We start from the raw sequence: 17,764 nt of genomic DNA on the forward strand, positions 1-17,764 counted from the left end.
CTTTTCGCTCACTGGCTATTCACGTATCCTAAGCCGCAATAGAAATAAACGAAAGATTTTGCCTGTGAAAGCGTTACCTGAGAAAGAAAAGCAAAAACATACTCCCATGATGCAGCAGTACCTCAAGCTCAAAGCTGAGAACCCCGACATCATGTTGTTCTATCGCATGGGAGATTTCTATGAACTTTTCTATGATGATGCCAAGCGCGCCTCTCAATTACTCGATATTTCACTGACCAAACGCGGCGCGTCAGCAGGTGAACCAATCCCTATGGCCGGCGTACCTTTTCATGCTGTTGAAGGTTACTTAGCGAAACTAGTTCAGCTTGGTGAGTCTGTCGCGATCTGTGAGCAAATCGGCGATCCTGCAACAAGCAAGGGGCCTGTTGAGCGCGCTGTCGTACGTATTGTGACACCAGGTACGGTTACCGACGAAGCTCTTTTATCAGAGCGTTTAGATAACCTGATTGCAGCAATTTACTACCATAACGGTAAATTTGGCTACGCGACCCTAGATGTTACCTCTGGGCGTTTCCAGCTTATGGAGCCAGAAACTGAAGAGGCGATGGCAGCAGAGCTACAGCGAACTTCCCCACGCGAGCTACTCTTCCCTGAAGACTTTGAGCCGGTACACCTTATGTCTTCACGCAATGGTAACCGTCGTCGCCCTGTGTGGGAGTTTGAGCTCGATACAGCCAAACAACAACTCAACCAACAGTTCGGTACTCGTGACTTAGTTGGCTTTGGCGTTGAAAAAGCGACGCTTGGTTTGTGTGCTGCTGGCTGTTTGATCCAGTACGTAAAAGATACACAACGTACAGCTTTGCCACATATTCGCTCTCTGACTTTTGATCGCCAAGATCATTCAGTCATCCTCGATGCGGCAACTCGCCGTAACTTAGAGATCACGCAAAACCTTGCTGGCGGCACTGATAACACACTTGCTGAAGTCCTCGATCATACTGCGACAGCAATGGGTAGCCGTATGTTAAAACGTTGGCTACATCAGCCAATGCGAGACATCGATACTTTGAACCATCGTCTTGATGCCATTTCAGAGCTTAAAGACGAAGCTTTATTTGGCGACTTACATCCTGTTCTAAAGCAAATTGGTGATATTGAGCGTATTCTGGCACGCCTTGCTCTGCGCAGTGCGCGCCCTCGAGATATGGCTCGACTACGCTTTGCAATGCAGCAACTGCCAGAACTGTCTCAACTAATGGGGTCACTCAATCATTCATACTTAGCTAAGCTGGCACAATATGCAGCGCCTATGGATGAGGTTTGTGAACTCCTAGAACGCGCAATCAAAGAAAACCCACCAGTAGTTATCCGAGATGGCGGTGTAATTGCAGAAGGTTATAACGCTGAATTGGATGAGTGGCGCAAACTGGCTGATGGTGCCACTGAATACTTAGAGCAGATGGAGCAGGATGAACGTGAACGTCACGGCATCGATACGCTCAAAGTGGGCTATAACAATGTCCATGGTTTCTTCATCCAAGTCAGTCGTGGTCAAAGCCATTTGGTACCACCTCATTATGTACGCCGTCAGACCCTAAAGAATGCCGAGCGTTACATCATTCCTGAGCTCAAAGAGCATGAAGATAAAGTACTCAACTCTAAGTCAAAAGCACTCGCGCTAGAAAAACAGCTGTGGGAAGAGTTATTTGACTTACTTCTACCTCACCTTGAACAGTTACAGAATTTAGCGTCTGCGGTATCACAAATCGATGTACTACAGAACCTAGCTGAACGCGCAGATAGCCTTGATTACTGCCGCCCTAATTTAACTAAAGAGCCAGGTATTCATATTCAAGCGGGTCGCCACCCTGTGGTTGAGCAAGTGATGGATGAGCCGTTTATCGCTAACCCGATTGATCTTAATCCGCAGCGTAAGATGCTGATTATTACTGGTCCAAATATGGGTGGTAAATCGACTTATATGCGCCAAACTGCGCTGATTGCATTGATGGCTCATATCGGTTCTTACGTGCCGGCAGAATCTGCAAACATTGGCTCTGTCGATCGTATCTTTACTCGCATTGGCGCATCGGACGACCTTGCATCTGGGCGTTCAACCTTCATGGTTGAGATGACTGAAACTGCGAATATCTTACACAACGCGACAGCCAACAGCTTAGTGTTAATGGACGAAATAGGTCGTGGTACCAGTACCTACGACGGCCTCTCTTTAGCGTGGGCAAGTGCAGAGTGGCTAGCCAAAGAACTGGGTTCAATGACACTATTTGCTACGCACTACTTTGAACTCACGGAGCTACCAAATCAGATCCCTCACTTAGCCAATGTTCATTTAGATGCAGTCGAACACGGTGACAGCATTGCCTTTATGCATGCAGTTCAAGAGGGGGCCGCGAGCAAATCTTATGGCCTTGCAGTAGCAGGTTTAGCTGGCGTACCAAAGAGTGTAATTAAGAATGCACGCGCCAAACTGACCCAACTTGAGCAAATTGGCCAAAGCGAAGCGTCATCAGCACCAAGCAGTGCGGTAGATATTGCTAACCAGCTAAGTTTGATTCCTGAACCAAGTGAAGTCGAAGAAGCGTTAGCGAATATTGATCCAGATGACCTTACTCCTCGTCAGGCACTTGAAGAGCTTTATCGCTTGAAAAAACTACTCTAACTGATTCAGTTGAAACAAAAACGGCAACCATATGAGGTTGCCGCTTTTATTTATCGTCTTTTTCTTCGCTAGAGCTTTCTTCTCAAGAGCATCAAAGCAATAGAGAGGAACACAACGCTTGGCATCACTGCCCCAAATACTGGTGGAATATTATAAACCAAGCTTAGCGGACCAAAGAACTCACTCGAAATGTAGAAAGTAAAGCCAGCTATCACACCAGAAAGAATACGTGCACCCATAGTCACACTACGCAGTGGACCGAAGATGAACGATAATGCCATCAACATCATTACTGCGATAGAAAATGGCTGCGTTACTTTACGCCAAAAGGCGAGTTCATAGCGGGATGGGTCTTGCTCAGAAGCCTTAAGGTAGGTGACGTAATCGTATAACCCACCTAGAGACAGCTCTTCAGGCTTAACCGTTACAACGGCCAACTTGTCCGGCGCCAAAGATGTCGTCCAACTGTATTCAGGCAGGCTCTGTTTAGAGATCTCAACCTCATCAACCATTTCTGTCACTTGAACATCTTTCATCATCCAAGTGTTGTCTGACACGTAATCAACTTTCTTGGCATGAACGACTGTCTCTAGCTGTTTGTTTTCATCAAAACGCCACATGTTCATGCCATAAATCGTTTCGTCTTCCACTTTACCGATAAAAATAAAATCGTTGGCGTCGCGTGCCCAAACCCCGGTTCGTACCGATAAAATAGCACCGCCTGAAGTTGAAAACGCTCGTAAGTCACGGGCTGCTTTTTGTGCCTGTGGCGCACCCCATTGGCCCAAAAGTGTCACCATAATCATAAGTGGCACTGCTGTCTTAAGTACTGATAGACCGATGTCTAGCTTCGAGAAACCTGCGGCCTGCATAACAACAAGCTCAGAGCTAGACGCGAGCATACCAAGACCAATCAGAGCACCTAAAAGAGCCGCCATCGGGAAGAACATTTCAATATCACGAGGAATACTCAGTAATACGTAGAACAAGGCTTGCAGCAAGTCGTAAGTTCCTTGCCCTACTTTACGTAGCTGCTCCACGTATTTGATAATCGCAGACAGACCTACAAACGTAGCGAGCACCAGCGATGTTGTGGCAATGATGGTTTTGCCGATATAAAGATCGAGAATTTTAAACACGACTTACGCTGCCTTCTTATTCTGTTTTTTCTGTCTTAGTTTGTCTTTAAAGCGGCGAACAGGAATGCTGTCCATCGAGTTAATACCGATTGCGGTCAGCAACAGTGCGGCGTTAATTGGCCACATACCCACCATCGTTGGTATTGAACCATCTTCCAGCGCCGACTTAGTGGCACTGATCGATAAGAAATAAGCTAAGTAGATCAAAATCGCTGGTCCCATTTTAGCGAAGCGACCTTGACGAGGGTTAACCGCTGACAACGGCACAACCAACATGGTCAATAACGGGGTACAGACAACCAACGAGATACGCCATTGGAGTTCAGCCTGAGCTCTAGGGTCTGGGTTACTAACAAGATCTAAGGTAGGAATCGCTTCCCAATCACGTCCTTTACGTTTCACATCACGCTGACCGATAAGGCCTTCGTATTGGTCAAAGTCCGTCACCATGTAATCCACACGTGTTGGCACACCTTCATAGCGGGTGCCATCGTACATACGGATCACCTGTCGACCATCACTTAGCTCTTTGACTTCACCAGATTGAGAAAAAGAGACACTCGGCAAAATTGAATCTCGTGGGCGCATCTGTGCTACAAACACATGTTTTAGCTGTTTGCCGTCGATATCATCAATGAAAACCACCGATGAACCATCAGGGGTTCCTTGGAAATGCCCTTTCTTAAGAAGGTCAACCGTGTTCTCTGCTTCCACTTCTTCTTGCAATTGCACCAGCTTATCTTGGCTGTATGGTGCGAAGTAGAACGAGTTAAATCCAGCAAACAAGCCAGTGATCACGGCCAAATACAATGCTGCACGGATCAGGAATTTATTACCAATCCCTGTGGCATTCATTACTGTGATCTCACTTTCCGCGTATAAACGACCAAATGTCAGCAAAATCCCTAAGAAAAGGCTCAATGGCAGCATTAAAAGACCCATCGATGGCATGCTCAATGCGACGTAGTGCATGACCAAACTTGCAGGGATATCACCATCTGAGGCATCAGCCAGTACTTTGATCAATTTTTGGCTGAGGAACACTAAAAAAAGGATAAAAAATATCGCTAATTGACTCTTCAGTGTCTCGCGGATCAAATATCTAACAATAATCACGCTGAAATTACCTATACAAAACTTGTTTTTTTAATTGAATCACTATAATTTCCCGTTGAACCTTTTATTTTTAAATTTTTTGGCTAACTGTTAATACGCTTATTTAAAGATAGTTCCGAGTAAGGAATCAACAAGTAAGACGTCATTATCTAACATTTAGTTCTATTTGTCTTCAGGATGTAGGAGTACGCATGGAGTTCAGTGTAAAAAGTGGCAGTCCAGAGAAACAGCGCAGCGCATGTATCGTCGTAGGCGTGTTCGAGCCACGTCGCCTTTCTCCAGTTGCCGAGCAGCTAGATAAAATCAGTGATGGATACATCAGCTCACTGCTGCGCCGCGGTGATCTGGAAGGTAAACCGGGGCAGATGCTACTGCTTCATCAAGTACCAGGTGTACTATCAGAGCGCGTTCTACTAGTAGGTTGTGGTAAAGAACGTGAACTAGGCGAGCGCCAGTACAAAGAAATTATTCAAAAAACCATCAACACACTTAACGAAACAGGTTCTATGGAAGCGGTATGTTTCTTAACTGAACTACACGTTAAGGGCCGTGATACATACTGGAAAGTGCGTCAAGCGGTTGAAGCGACTAAAGATGGTCTTTACACATTTGACCAATTCAAGAGTCAAAAACCTGAAACGCGTCGCCCACTACGTAAGCTGGTATTCAACGTACCAACGCGTCGTGAGCTAAACCTAGGTGAGAAAGCAATCGCACACGGTCTAGCAATCTCTTCTGGTGTAAAAGCGTCGAAAGACCTTGGCAATATGCCGCCAAACATCGCAAACCCTGCTTACCTTGCTTCTCAAGCTCGCCGCCTAGCTGACGACTACGAGACAGTAACGACGAAAATCATTGGTGAGCAAGAGATGGAAAAACTGGGTATGACTTCATACCTAGCGGTAGGCCGTGGTTCTAAGAACGAATCTATGATGTCTATCATGGAATACAAGGGTAACCCTGATCCAGAAGCGAAACCAATTGTACTTGTAGGTAAAGGTCTAACCTTCGATTCAGGCGGTATTTCACTTAAGCCAGGCGAAGGCATGGATGAGATGAAGTACGACATGTGTGGTGCAGCATCTGTATTCGGTACAATGAAAGCGCTAGCTAAACTGAACCTACCAATCAACGTTGTTGCTGTTCTTGCTGGTTGTGAAAACATGCCAGGTAGCAATGCTTACCGCCCAGGTGACATCCTAACAACAATGTCTGGTCAAACAGTTGAAGTGTTAAACACAGATGCTGAAGGTCGTCTTGTTCTTTGTGATGCACTGACTTATGTTGAGCGTTTTGAGCCAGAGTGTGTTGTTGACGTAGCAACGCTAACAGGTGCTTGTGTTATCGCACTAGGCCACCACATCAGCGGTGTTATTTCGAACCACAACCCACTATCTCATGAGCTAGTGAATGCATCTGAGCAAGCAAGTGACCGTGCATGGCGTCTACCAATGGCTGACGAATACCACGAGCAGCTAAAGAGCCCATTTGCTGATATGGCAAACATTGGTGGTCGCCCAGGTGGCACAATCACTGCGGGTTGTTTCCTATCGAAATTTGCTAAGAAATACCACTGGGCGCACATCGACATCGCAGGCACTGCGTGGAAGTCAGGTGCAGCGAAAGGCTCTACAGGCCGTCCAGTCTCAATGCTTGTCCAATTCCTGCTTAACCGCAGTGGCCAAGAGACAGAGGAATAATCCTCACAATCTTAAAAAGGGCCGCAAGGCCCTTTTTTGTATCTCTCGATTAAGTAGACTGAGACAAGCATGGCAAACGCAACGTTTTACATCATCACTCCCGATTCTCCTCAAGCGAATGCTGAAGGGTTTGGTGAGTATGTGCTGTTTCTTGCTAAGCACTTTGCCAAGCAAAACGCTAAGGTTTACCTCAACTGTCATGACAAAGCTCATGCCGAACAAATTGCTGAATTATTCTGGCAAGTCGATGCCAAAGAATTTATCGCTCATAATCTAGTTGGCGAAGGGCCGAAATATGCAACCAACATTGAGATTGGCTACCAAGGAGTGCGACCTTCTTGGAATAGGCAGTTGGTAATAAATTTGGCGGAAAATGATACAACCTTTGCGAACAAGTTTGCTGAGGTGGTAGACTTCGTCCCTTGCGAAGAAAAAGCCAAGCAACTGGCGCGAGAAAGATATAAAATCTACCGCCAAGCGGGCTACCAGCTACAAACGATCGAGATCGCGCACAGCTAGCAGCAACAAAATATGCAACCGGTCAATCCTTATAGTTAAGCTCTCCACTTAGAGAGTTCACTTATAATGATTGACTACGATTACCATCAACGTATCCAGTAAATGAGTACTATGGAAAAGACATACAACCCAACTTCAATCGAACAAGCTTTATACCAAGCTTGGGAAGAGAAAGGCTACTTCAAGCCACACGGTGACACGACTAAAGAAGCTTACAGCATCATGATCCCGCCACCGAACGTCACTGGTAGCCTACACATGGGCCACGCGTTCCAAGATACGATCATGGATACTCTGATCCGTGCTGAGCGTATGAAGGGTAAAAACACTCTTTGGCAAGTAGGTACTGACCACGCTGGTATCGCAACTCAGATGGTTGTTGAGCGTAAGATCGCTGCAGAAGAAGGCAAAACTAAACACGATTACGGTCGTGATGCTTTCATCGACAAAATCTGGGAATGGAAAAACGAATCTGGTGGCACAATCACTAAGCAGCTTCGTCGCCTAGGCGCTTCTGTAGACTGGGACCGTGAGCGTTTCACTATGGATGATGGCCTATCTAACGCTGTTCAAGAAGTGTTTGTTCGTCTATACGAAGAAGACCTAATCTACCGTGGTAAGCGCCTAGTAAACTGGGATCCAAAACTGCACACTGCAATTTCTGATCTTGAAGTTGAAAACAAAGACAAAAAAGGCCACATGTGGCACTTCCGCTACCCGCTAGCAAACGGCGTAAAGACAGCTGAAGGTAAAGACTACATTGTTGTTGCGACAACTCGTCCAGAGACAATGCTGGGTGATACTGGTGTTGCTGTAAACCCAGAAGATCCACGTTACAAAGATCTTATCGGTAAAGAGATCCTGCTTCCTATCGTTAACCGTCTAATCCCTATCGTAGGCGATGAGCACGCAGATATGGAAAAAGGCACAGGTTGTGTGAAGATCACTCCTGCGCACGATTTCAATGACTACGAAGTTGGTAAGCGTAACAACCTACCAATGATCAACATCCTAACTTTCAACGCAGACATCCGTGATGCGGCTGAAGTCTTCACTACTAACGGTGAAGCTAGCGATGTTTACTCAACTGAGCTACCTGCTAAATACCACGGCATGGAGCGTTTTGCTGCACGTAAAGCGATCGTTGCTGAGTTTGAAGAACTAGGTCTTCTTGATGAAATCAAAGATCACGACCTAACTGTTCCTTACGGCGACCGTGGTGGTGTGGTTATCGAACCAATGCTAACTGACCAATGGTACGTGCGCGCTGCACCTCTTGCTGAGCCTGCAGTTAAAGCAGTTGAAGATGGTGAAATCCAATTCGTTCCTAAACAGTACGAAAACATGTACTTCTCTTGGATGCGTGACATTCAAGACTGGTGTATCTCTCGTCAGCTTTGGTGGGGTCACCGTATCCCTGCATGGTATGACAACGATGGCAATGTTTATGTAGGTCGTACTGAAGAAGAAGTACGTGCAAACAACAACCTTGCACCCGTGGTGGTTCTTCGCCAAGACGACGACGTACTAGATACATGGTTCTCTTCTGCGCTATGGACTTTCGGGACTCAAGGCTGGCCTGAGCAGACTGAAGACCTGAAGACATTCCACCCTTCAGACGTTCTAGTAACGGGCTTCGACATCATCTTCTTCTGGGTTGCACGTATGATCATGATGACCATGCACTTCAACAAAGATGAAAATGGTAAAGCGCAAGTGCCATTTAAGACAGTTTACGTAACGGGCCTTATCCGTGACGAAAACGGCGACAAGATGTCTAAGTCTAAAGGTAACGTTCTTGACCCTATCGACATGATCGATGGTATCGATCTTGAGTCTCTAGTAGAGAAGCGTTGTGGCAATATGATGCAACCTCAGCTAGCGAAGAAGATCGAGAAGAACACTCGTAAGACGTTCGAAAACGGTATCGAACCATACGGTACTGACGCACTGCGTTTCACTCTTGCTGCTATGGCTTCTACTGGCCGTGACATCAACTGGGACATGAAGCGTCTTGAAGGTTACCGTAACTTCTGTAACAAGTTATGGAACGCAAGCCGTTACGTACTGATGAATACAGAAGAGCACGATTGTGGCATGTCACTATCAGCTGAAGAACGTGCAAACATGGAATTCTCTCTAGCGGATAAGTGGATTGAATCTCAGTTTGAACTAGCAGCGAAAGAGTTTAACGCTCACCTAGACAACTTCCGTCTAGATATGGCTGCGAACACGCTTTACGAATTCATCTGGAACCAATTCTGTGACTGGTACCTAGAGCTAACGAAACCTGTTCTTTGGAAAGGTACAGAAGCTCAGCAGCAAGCAACTCGCTACATGCTGATCACTGTTCTAGAGAAGACGTTACGTCTTGCTCACCCAGTGCTTCCTTACATCACTGAATCTATCTGGCAGAGCGTTAAGCCACTAGTAGACGGTGTTGAGGGCGAAACTATCATGCTTCAAGCGCTTCCTCAGTTTAACGAAGAAAGCTTCAACGCTGAGATCGTAGAAGACATCGAATGGGTTAAGACTTTCATTACTGCTATCCGTAACCTACGTGCAGAGTACGACATTGCACCTAGCAAAGGTCTAGAAGTAATGATCAAAGTTGCTAACGAGAAAGACGCGGCGCGTATCGAAGCGAACAAGGTAGTTCTGAACTCTCTTGCTAAGCTAGATAGCCTAACTGTTCTTGCAGATAACGCTGAAACTCCAGCATGTGCGACTAAGCTAGTTGGTCAATCTGAGCTGATGATCCCAATGGCAGGTCTTATCGATAAAGATGCAGAACTTGCTCGTCTTGATAAAGAAGTGCAGAAAACGCACGGCGAAATCAAGCGTATCGAAGGCAAGCTAGGTAACGAAGGTTTCGTTGCTAAAGCACCTGAAGCGGTTATCGCTAAAGAGCGTGAGAAGCTAGTAGGCTACCAAGAGACACTAACGAAGCTTGAAGAACAGAAAGCAACAATTGCTGCGCTATAAGTCGAATTGTTTTATAAAAGCATAACAAGATAAAATAAAGGCTGGTCAAGATGACCAGCCTTTTTTGTATCTATAAGCTTGTGCTCTGCCGTAACTATCTTCTAGGGTTAATTTAAGGATAGAAAAGACAAAGGATTATGAACAAGTACATTAATACACTGACTACGCTGTTTCTTTTTGCCTCACTCAACAGCTTTGCCTCCTCCGACGACAAAGTCGTTAGAATTGCTGCGGGTGAATGGCCGCCATTTATTGGGCAGCAACTCGAAGGGTTTGGCCATGTCGGGCAAACCATCGAAAAGGTGTTTTCCGCACAAGGCTATCAAGTCGAGTTTCATTTCTTTCCGTGGAAACGTGCCTATAAAAAAGCCAGTGAAGGAAAGTTCGTTGCCACAGCCGTGTGGATGTATGCCGAAGAGCGTCAAGAGTTCTTCTGGTTCAGTGATCCCGTTGCCCAAGAACAGTTCGTCTTTTTTCATCTACGAGATACACCATTTGAATGGACTAATCTGGATGATCTCAAAGGTAAGCTACTAGGTGGCGGTTTAGGCTACAGTTACGGTGCACAACTCGACGCTCTACTTGAAAACGGGGAAATTGAAATGAACCGTGTAGAAGATCCACTTAAAGCGTTTCAATTACTCCGATATCGTCGTGTTGAACTCGTACCGGAAGAAAAGCACATTGGGATGTTCTCACTCAATAAGCTACCGATAGAAACACAGTCACAGATCACCTTTCATCCAAAACCGTTCTTGTCTAATGACAGCTTTTTAATGTTCTCTAAAGCTCACCCGCAAGCACAAGAGCTAATGGAAATTTTCAACCAAGGGCTCAAACAATTAAAAGCGAGCGAGTCAAAGTATTGAGGGCTGTTCACCGTTGGTGCTCAAGTGACCTAGACAACCCGATTTTGCTTTCTTCCTTCAGTGAACGCTACGATATTATCCATTAATATTGTAGCGAGATTCTGTATAGAGGAATCACTTCCCCAAGCCACGTGTGGTGTGAGCAATAAATTTGGTAGATTCATATTCGCAATAAGCGCATTGCTTTCATCGGCTGGCTCGTCAGTAAACACATCCACTCCTGCGCCACCAATCACACCACCTTTAAGTGCATTCACCAGCGCCTTTTCGTCAATCAAACCACCTCGGCCTGTATTGATAACAATACTACTCGCTTTCATTGCAGCAAGCTCATCGCAGCCAATCAAGTGATGAGTATCTTTGTTAAGTGGGCAGTGCAGCGTTAATACATCTGAAACGGCTAATACATGCTCAAAGGGAACATAACCATCTCGACACTTAGCCGCCCCTTTTCGATCTGCAAACAAGACATTCATACCCAGCGCTTTAGCTAAAGTGGCGGTTGCTTGGCCTAATGCACCACTACCAATCACACCCAGAGTCGATCCAGCGGTGTCGCTAATAGGGTGAGTGAAGAAGCAGAATTGTTTGTTGCGTTGCCACTCTCCTGCAGCAATATCGTTGTGATAGCCCTTAAGGTTACGCTTCAAGGCAAACATCATTGCGACAACGTGCTCTGGTACTGACTGTGTTGCGTAGCCTTGAACATTCGAAACGGCGATTCCCTGCTCGCGGCACGATTCAACATCAATGTTGTTAAAGCCCGTCGCCGCCACCGCAATCATTTCGATTTGTGGTAACTGAGCTAGAACCGCTCGATCAAGAACGACTTTATTGGTGATCACGATTTGTGCGTCTTGTAGGCGATCAACTACTTGTTCAGGTGAAGTGAAGTCGTACTCGATCCATTGATGATCGAAAGGAAGGTGTGGCAATTCAATTTGTGTTGGGATCGTAGCACGATCGAGAAAAACAACAGTTGGCAGCGACATAAGATCTCCTTGTGCTGCCATAAGTTCTCCGTACTTTCTATTGGCGAGGCAGCTTTTTGTAATCGGGTAATTCTCGCACAGGATTGAAATAGTTAAAGATTACACTTTCTGCTTCAAGATAGAAGTCACATGGAACGAAGATACTTTGCAGTCGCTCACTATCGGGGTGATAGAAACTCAGCTCAGCAGCATGCAGCTCAAGGCGATCAGAAAACTCAAACGCTTCACCTTCAGAGTAGAACTCATCCCCAACAATCGGGTGCCCTAGTGCCTGCATGTGAACTCTTAACTGATGAGAGCGCCCAGTAATAGGTAGCAAACGAACAATAGTGGTTTTCTCTTCCTGCTTAACCACCTGATATAAAGTCTGGGATGGCTTACCATCTTCAAAACACACTTTCTGTTTAGGACGATTTGGCCAGTCACCAATCAATGGTAAATCGACTTCCCCTTCTTGCTGCTCTAGGTGCCCCCACACGCGTGCATAGTAAACCTTGTGTGTTAAGCGATACTGAAATTGCTTTTTCAAAGAACGTTCAGCGTCTTTATGCTTGGCAAACAGCATTAAGCCAGAGGTATCCATATCGAGCCGATGTACTACTTGAATGTCTGGATAGCTCTCGACCAGACGTGACCACATACTGTCATAGTGCTCAGCCAAACGCCCTGGAACAGAGAGTAGTCCAGAAGGCTTGTTCGCCACTAAGATGTGCTGATCTTCAAATACGATATCAACCCATGGTTCTGTCGGCGGGTTATATTCCAGCATTGCCATAAGAGGCTCTCTCTACCATAGAAACTAAAACGTCATTCCCGATAGCGACGAAGGAGTATAGTCGGGAATCTCTAACGATTTGGAGAGATTCCTGACATCTCGTTCCTCGATTCAGGAATGACGCATTTAGGTCATTCCCGATAGCGACGAAGGAGTGTAGTCGGGAATCTCTAACGATTGAAGAGATTCCTGACATCTCGTTCCTCAATTCAGGAATGACGTGAATAACGAAAATTAGTTGTGAGAAACCACAATCATACGTAATGAATCCAATTGATACTGAGCTTGGCTTATGTAGCCATTTAGCTCTTTAATCTGGGCATCAATTGCTTCAATCTCTTCATCACGAATGTTTGGGTTAACCGCTTTCAAAGCTTGTAAGCGCTCTAACTCAGAGTTCAGGCTAGCTTGCATCTCTTGCTGTGCTTGGTTACGGATAGCTTCAACTTTCTCAACAATCAGCTTCTCACCTGCTTCAATCATCTGGTGCACTTGTGCTTGAACCGATGCCACCAGCTTAGTCGCGATATGACGGCCAACTGGACTTAACTGGCGGTTGAAGCTTTCAAACTCAACTTGTGCAGACAGATCATTACCTTTGCCATCCATCATTAGACGAATAGGTGTTGCTGGCAAGAAACGACTGATACCACTACGTTTTGGTGCTTGTGCATCCACTTTGTAAACAAGTTCCAGCAGCATCGTACCTACAGGCAGTGCTTTGTTTTTGAGTAGCGATACCGCCGTCGTACCCACGCCTTCACTCATCAGCAAATCGATACCACCTTGAATCATTGGGTGTTCCCAGCTGATAAAGTTCATATCTTCGCGAGACAGTGCCGTATCACGATCAAACGTAATCGTTGCCCCTTCGTATGGTAGACCTGGGTAGCTTGGTACTAACATATGTTCAGATGGTGTCACTACTAGGGCATTTTCGCCCTTGTCATCTTGGTCTAAGCCAATCGTGTCGAACAAGCTAAGAGCAAACGTCACAAGGTTAGTATCACCATCTGTTGCAGCAATTTTCTCTACGATCGCTTGTGCTTTTTCACCACCGTTTGAGTGCATCTCTAGAAGACGGTCACGGCCTTGCTCTAACTGCGCTTTCAACTCTTTGTTCATCGCAGCAGACTCAGCAATTACGTCATCTAACTCAGTAGTATCACCCGACGCTAGCATCTCGATCAGTTGATCAGAATACTTGTCATAAACAGTGCGACCAGTCGGACAAGTTTCAGCAAACGCATTCAGGCCTTCATCAAACCAACGAGCAAGAATCGCCTGTGATGTCCCTTGTAGGTATGGCACATGAATGTCGATATCACGGTTTTGACCAATGCGGTCTAGACGACCAATACGCTGCTCAAGCAAATCCGGGTTAAACGGCAGATCGAACATAACTAGCTGGTTAGCAAATTGGAAGTTACGCCCTTCTGAACCAATTTCACTACAGATAAGAACCTGAGCACCACCCTCTTCTTGAGCGAAGTAAGCAGCAGCTTTATCACGTTCAAGAATCGACATCCCTTCATGGAATACTGTGGCACGGATACCTTCGCGCTCACGCAAAGCTTGTTCTAACTGCAGCGCTGTACTTGCACGAGAAGCAATAACCAAGATTTTCTCGCTACGCTTTTCTGTGATCTTTTCAAGCAACCAGTTAACGCGACTATCAAATTGCCACCAGCTTGAATCTTCTCCTTCAAACTCTTGGAAGATTTCTTCTGGGTAAAGGTTCTTAAGCGCGCGAGCTTCTGAGCTCATCTTGCCGCCAATCATGCCTGATACACGCATTGAGGTGGTGTATTGCTGAGGGATAGGCATAGGTAACAAGTTTACGTTACGAACAGGGAAGCCTTTAATCGCTGCACGTGTGTTACGGAACAACACGCGACCGGTGCCGTGACGATCCATTAAATTATCGATCAACTCTTGGCGAGCAGCTGCCTTAGCGTCTTCCTCTGAGTCACTCTCAATAATACGGAACAGTGGCTCTACGTCTTGCTCTGAAAGTAGTTCAGTGATCTGGTTTTTCGCTTCATTTTCTAGTTTTTGACCGGAGAATAATGCACTCACTGAATCTGCCACTGGTGCATATTGCTCTTCTTCTTTAACGAACTCTTCGTAATCAAAGAAACGGTCTGAGTCGAGTAAGCGTAAACGAGCAAAATGACTTTCACGGCCAAGCTGCTCTGGGGTCGCGGTCAGTAGTAGCACGCCAGGTGTACGCTCAGCTAAGCCTTCAACGACTTGGTACTCACGGCTTGGCTTTTCTGGGCTCCATTCTAGGTGGTGCGCTTCATCAACAACCAATAGATCCCACTCGCCTTCTAAAGCTTGCTCAAAACGTTTACGACTCTTACGTAAAAAATCTAACGAACACAGCACATATTGCTGAGTATCAAATGGGTTGTCAGAGTCAGCAAACGCTTCGATACAACGCTCTTCATCAAAGATAGAGAAATGCAGATTGAAACGACGCATCATCTCAACCAGCCATTGGTGCTGTAGTGTTTCTGGTACCACGATTAGGATACGTTCAGCACGACCCGCCAAAACCTGCTGGTGGATAATCATACCGGCTTCGATAGTTTTACCTAGACCTACTTCGTCTGCTAAGAGAACGCGAGGTGCATGGCGGCGACCGACTTCATGAGCAATATAAAGCTGGTGAGGGATTAAGCCTGCACGCATACCACATAGGCCGCGCATTGGGCTCTTGTGCTGCTCATACTGGTTCATCAGAGCGCGGTAACGCAGTACAAAGTTGTCCATACGATCGATTTGACCTGCGTACAACTTGTCTTGTGGTTTGTTAAAGCGGATTTGGTTACTCAGCATGATTTCACGCAAAATCACACCTTCTTCACTCGTATCTTCACGCTGACCCACATAGCTAAATAGCCCTTGGTCTTCGACCACTTGCTCAACTTTAAGAGACCACCCTTCTTGGCTATCGACGACATCGCCAGCATTAAAGGTTACTCGGGTTACAGGCGCATCATTTCGAGCGTAAACTCGGTTTTCTTCAGAAGCTGCAAACATTAGTGTCACAGTACGAGCATCCAATGCTACAACGGTTCCTAAACCTAGATCGCTTTCCGTATCGCTGATCCAGCGCTGGCCCAAAGCAAATGTCATGAATCGACTACCTCATCTATTTAATTCGAAAATGGGTCTATAAATCTTAGCTGTTCTTACGCAACTTGAAAGGCAACTGACGAGGAAAAAAGGTGTCAGCCGCTGCGCAGAAAAAGGTCGCTAATCTTACTCGAAGCTGTGACATTGGTCACGTACAAAGGCCTCAAAAAACAACAATTTTTTGCTCAAGCTGAGCTTGACATCAAAGTGTAAGAAATCAGTGGCACTTCTAACTAAGAGTGTTGAGAAACCTGCTTATACTTATTTATGAGTGTGTACCTTTTGTGTCAGAAAAACGTAGGTACAAAAGATGCATTGTTTAAGATGACGATCAACACGGGTTTGCAGTATTTGTAGTCAAACCATCAGCGATCTCTGATTACCAGGCTACATCTCTGCACGCAACCGCAGGTAGACCACTTCATGCAATAGTATGAGGGGTAAGCAAGCCGCACGTCGGCAAGGAGACGCTTATGGGCGATACAGACCGGAAGTTTTTTGTTCTCGATACCAATATTCTTCTTCATGAACCACTAGCCATCTACTCATTCAAAGAACACGATGTCGTTGTTCCTATGACAGTCCTTGAAGAGCTCGACCGCATTAAAGACAGCAAGCGAGACGTCGCAAGAGACGCTCGTGTCGCTATCCGAGCACTTGAAGCCATGTTCAAGGACGCAACACCTGATGAAATTTCAGAAGGTATTCCGATCAATAAAGAGCACGAATCGACAGGCCATATCTCAATTCTGGCCGATTTCGAGCTGCAAGAAACCGTCAAAGCCTTCGCAGATAAAGCAGGCGACAATCGCATCCTAAATGGCGTGCTTTACCTCCAGAATAAACGGGCTCCCCGTGAAGTCATCTTAGTGACTAAAGATATCAATATGCGTTTGCGTGCCAAAGGCGCAGGAGTACGCTTTGTCGAAGATTACCGAACAGACCAACTCATTGATGATGTTCAGTATCTCACCAAAGGTTTTCAGCAAATCGACGGGGACTTTTGGAGCAAAATTCAAAACGTTGAGAGCCGTAACCTTGCTGGTCGCACTTATCACACTCTCGACAGGGAGCCTTTTGAGCCAACCTTTATTAATCAGTATTTGATTGATGAAGAGAGTGACTTTGCTGGTCGCGTTGAAGAGATCGAAAATGACTCCATTACCATCAAAGATCTCAGTCGGGAGCGAATGATGCACCGCCGAGCTTGGGACATCACTCCGAAAAACATCTACCAAGGAATGGCGCTTGATGCCCTACTCGATCCAGACATTGATTTAGTGATCTTAACGGGTGCTGCTGGTAGCGGTAAGACCTTACTTGCCCTTGCTTCTGCACTCGAACAGACCATTGAGAAAGGGATGTTCGATAAGATCATCGTGACGCGAAACACTCCAGATATCGGTGAATCAATCGGTTTCTTACCCGGTAGTGAAGAAGAAAAAATGCTGCCTTGGCTCGCTGCTGTCACGGACACCTTAGAAGCGTTGCACAAAAATGATCATTGTACAGAAGGATCACTTAAGTACATTTGCGACAAAGCCAACATTCAATTTAAATCGATCAACTTTATGCGCGGGCGTTCGATCCAAAATGCTTTCGTGTTGCTCGATGAGTGTCAAAACCTCACCGCTTCGCAGATCAAAACGATTATTACCCGCTGTGGCGAAGGCACTAAGATCGTCTGTTCCGGTAACTTAGCGCAGATCGATTCGCATTATCTGACCCCTGTGACTTCCGGTTTGACTTATATGGTTGAGCGCTTCAAGAACTTTGAAGGTAGCGCTAATATCCACCTTAACGGCGTGGTACGCAGTCGTCTGGCCGAGTTTGCCGAAGAGAATTTATAATCACTTTTGCCGAGATATAATTCATATCTTG

The 17,764-nt window shown here is 45.9% G+C and carries 11 protein-coding genes; 6 read left to right on the plus strand and 5 right to left on the minus strand.

What is annotated here, in order from left to right:
* Window positions 1-106: 106 nt before the first annotated feature.
* Window positions 107-2,644, plus strand: coding sequence for a DNA mismatch repair protein MutS (gene mutS, locus AAFX28_RS22085; protein ID WP_408690926.1), 2,538 nt, complete (start codon window positions 107-109; stop codon window positions 2,642-2,644).
* A 68-nt stretch (window positions 2,645-2,712) separates the two neighbouring features.
* Here the strand turns inward: mutS and lptG are convergent, their stop codons facing one another.
* Both lptG and lptF read right to left on the minus strand, forming a co-directional pair.
* Complete coding sequence (gene lptG / locus AAFX28_RS22090; RefSeq protein WP_408690673.1) at window positions 2,713-3,783, minus strand: LPS export ABC transporter permease LptG; 1,071 nt, start codon at window positions 3,781-3,783, stop codon at window positions 2,713-2,715.
* Window positions 3,784-3,786: 3 nt separating this feature from the next.
* On the minus strand, window positions 3,787-4,899 hold the full coding sequence (gene lptF / locus AAFX28_RS22095) for an LPS export ABC transporter permease LptF (protein WP_408690674.1): 1,113 nt from the start codon (window positions 4,897-4,899) through the stop codon (window positions 3,787-3,789).
* Window positions 4,900-5,090: 191 nt separating this feature from the next.
* On the opposite strand from lptF, the gene pepA reads away from it, so the two are divergent.
* From pepA to AAFX28_RS22115, 4 genes are all read left to right on the plus strand, one after another.
* The gene (pepA, locus tag AAFX28_RS22100) at window positions 5,091-6,599 is read left to right on the plus strand and encodes a leucyl aminopeptidase (RefSeq protein ID WP_408690675.1); all 1,509 of its coding nucleotides are present in this window, start codon (window positions 5,091-5,093) and stop codon (window positions 6,597-6,599) included.
* 69 nt (window positions 6,600-6,668) lie between these two features.
* Window positions 6,669-7,118 (plus strand): DNA polymerase III subunit chi, encoded by a 450-nt coding sequence (locus tag AAFX28_RS22105; protein WP_408690676.1) that lies wholly within the window; start codon window positions 6,669-6,671, stop codon window positions 7,116-7,118.
* 111 nt (window positions 7,119-7,229) lie between these two features.
* Window positions 7,230-10,103: a valine--tRNA ligase gene (locus tag AAFX28_RS22110; RefSeq protein WP_408690677.1), complete on the plus strand. Its 2,874-nt coding sequence runs from the start codon at window positions 7,230-7,232 to the stop codon at window positions 10,101-10,103.
* Window positions 10,104-10,240: 137 nt separating this feature from the next.
* Window positions 10,241-10,972, plus strand: a complete 732-nt coding sequence (locus AAFX28_RS22115) for a substrate-binding periplasmic protein (protein ID WP_408690678.1) — start codon at window positions 10,241-10,243, stop codon at window positions 10,970-10,972.
* 29 nt (window positions 10,973-11,001) lie between these two features.
* Here the strand turns inward: AAFX28_RS22115 and AAFX28_RS22120 are convergent, their stop codons facing one another.
* The 3 genes from AAFX28_RS22120 to rapA all read right to left on the minus strand — a co-directional run bounded on the left by AAFX28_RS22120 (window position 11,002) and on the right by rapA (window position 15,883).
* A complete protein-coding gene (locus AAFX28_RS22120; RefSeq protein WP_408690927.1) occupies window positions 11,002-11,964 on the minus strand; it encodes a D-2-hydroxyacid dehydrogenase in 963 nt (320 codons plus the stop codon).
* Between the two features lie 37 nt (window positions 11,965-12,001).
* On the minus strand, window positions 12,002-12,739 hold the full coding sequence (gene rluA / locus AAFX28_RS22125; RefSeq protein WP_408690679.1) for a bifunctional tRNA pseudouridine(32) synthase/23S rRNA pseudouridine(746) synthase RluA: 738 nt from the start codon (window positions 12,737-12,739) through the stop codon (window positions 12,002-12,004).
* A 234-nt stretch (window positions 12,740-12,973) separates the two neighbouring features.
* Window positions 12,974-15,883, minus strand: coding sequence for an RNA polymerase-associated protein RapA (gene rapA, locus AAFX28_RS22130; RefSeq protein WP_408690680.1), 2,910 nt, complete (start codon window positions 15,881-15,883; stop codon window positions 12,974-12,976).
* 473 nt (window positions 15,884-16,356) lie between these two features.
* Between rapA and AAFX28_RS22135 the strand changes: the two genes are divergently transcribed.
* Window positions 16,357-17,733: a PhoH family protein gene (locus tag AAFX28_RS22135; protein ID WP_408690681.1), complete on the plus strand. Its 1,377-nt coding sequence runs from the start codon at window positions 16,357-16,359 to the stop codon at window positions 17,731-17,733.
* Window positions 17,734-17,764 lie beyond the last annotated feature (31 nt).

The organism is Vibrio sp. TBV020 (assembly GCF_046056895.1).
In the GTDB taxonomy this organism is placed as follows: Bacteria; Pseudomonadota; Gammaproteobacteria; order Enterobacterales; family Vibrionaceae; genus Vibrio.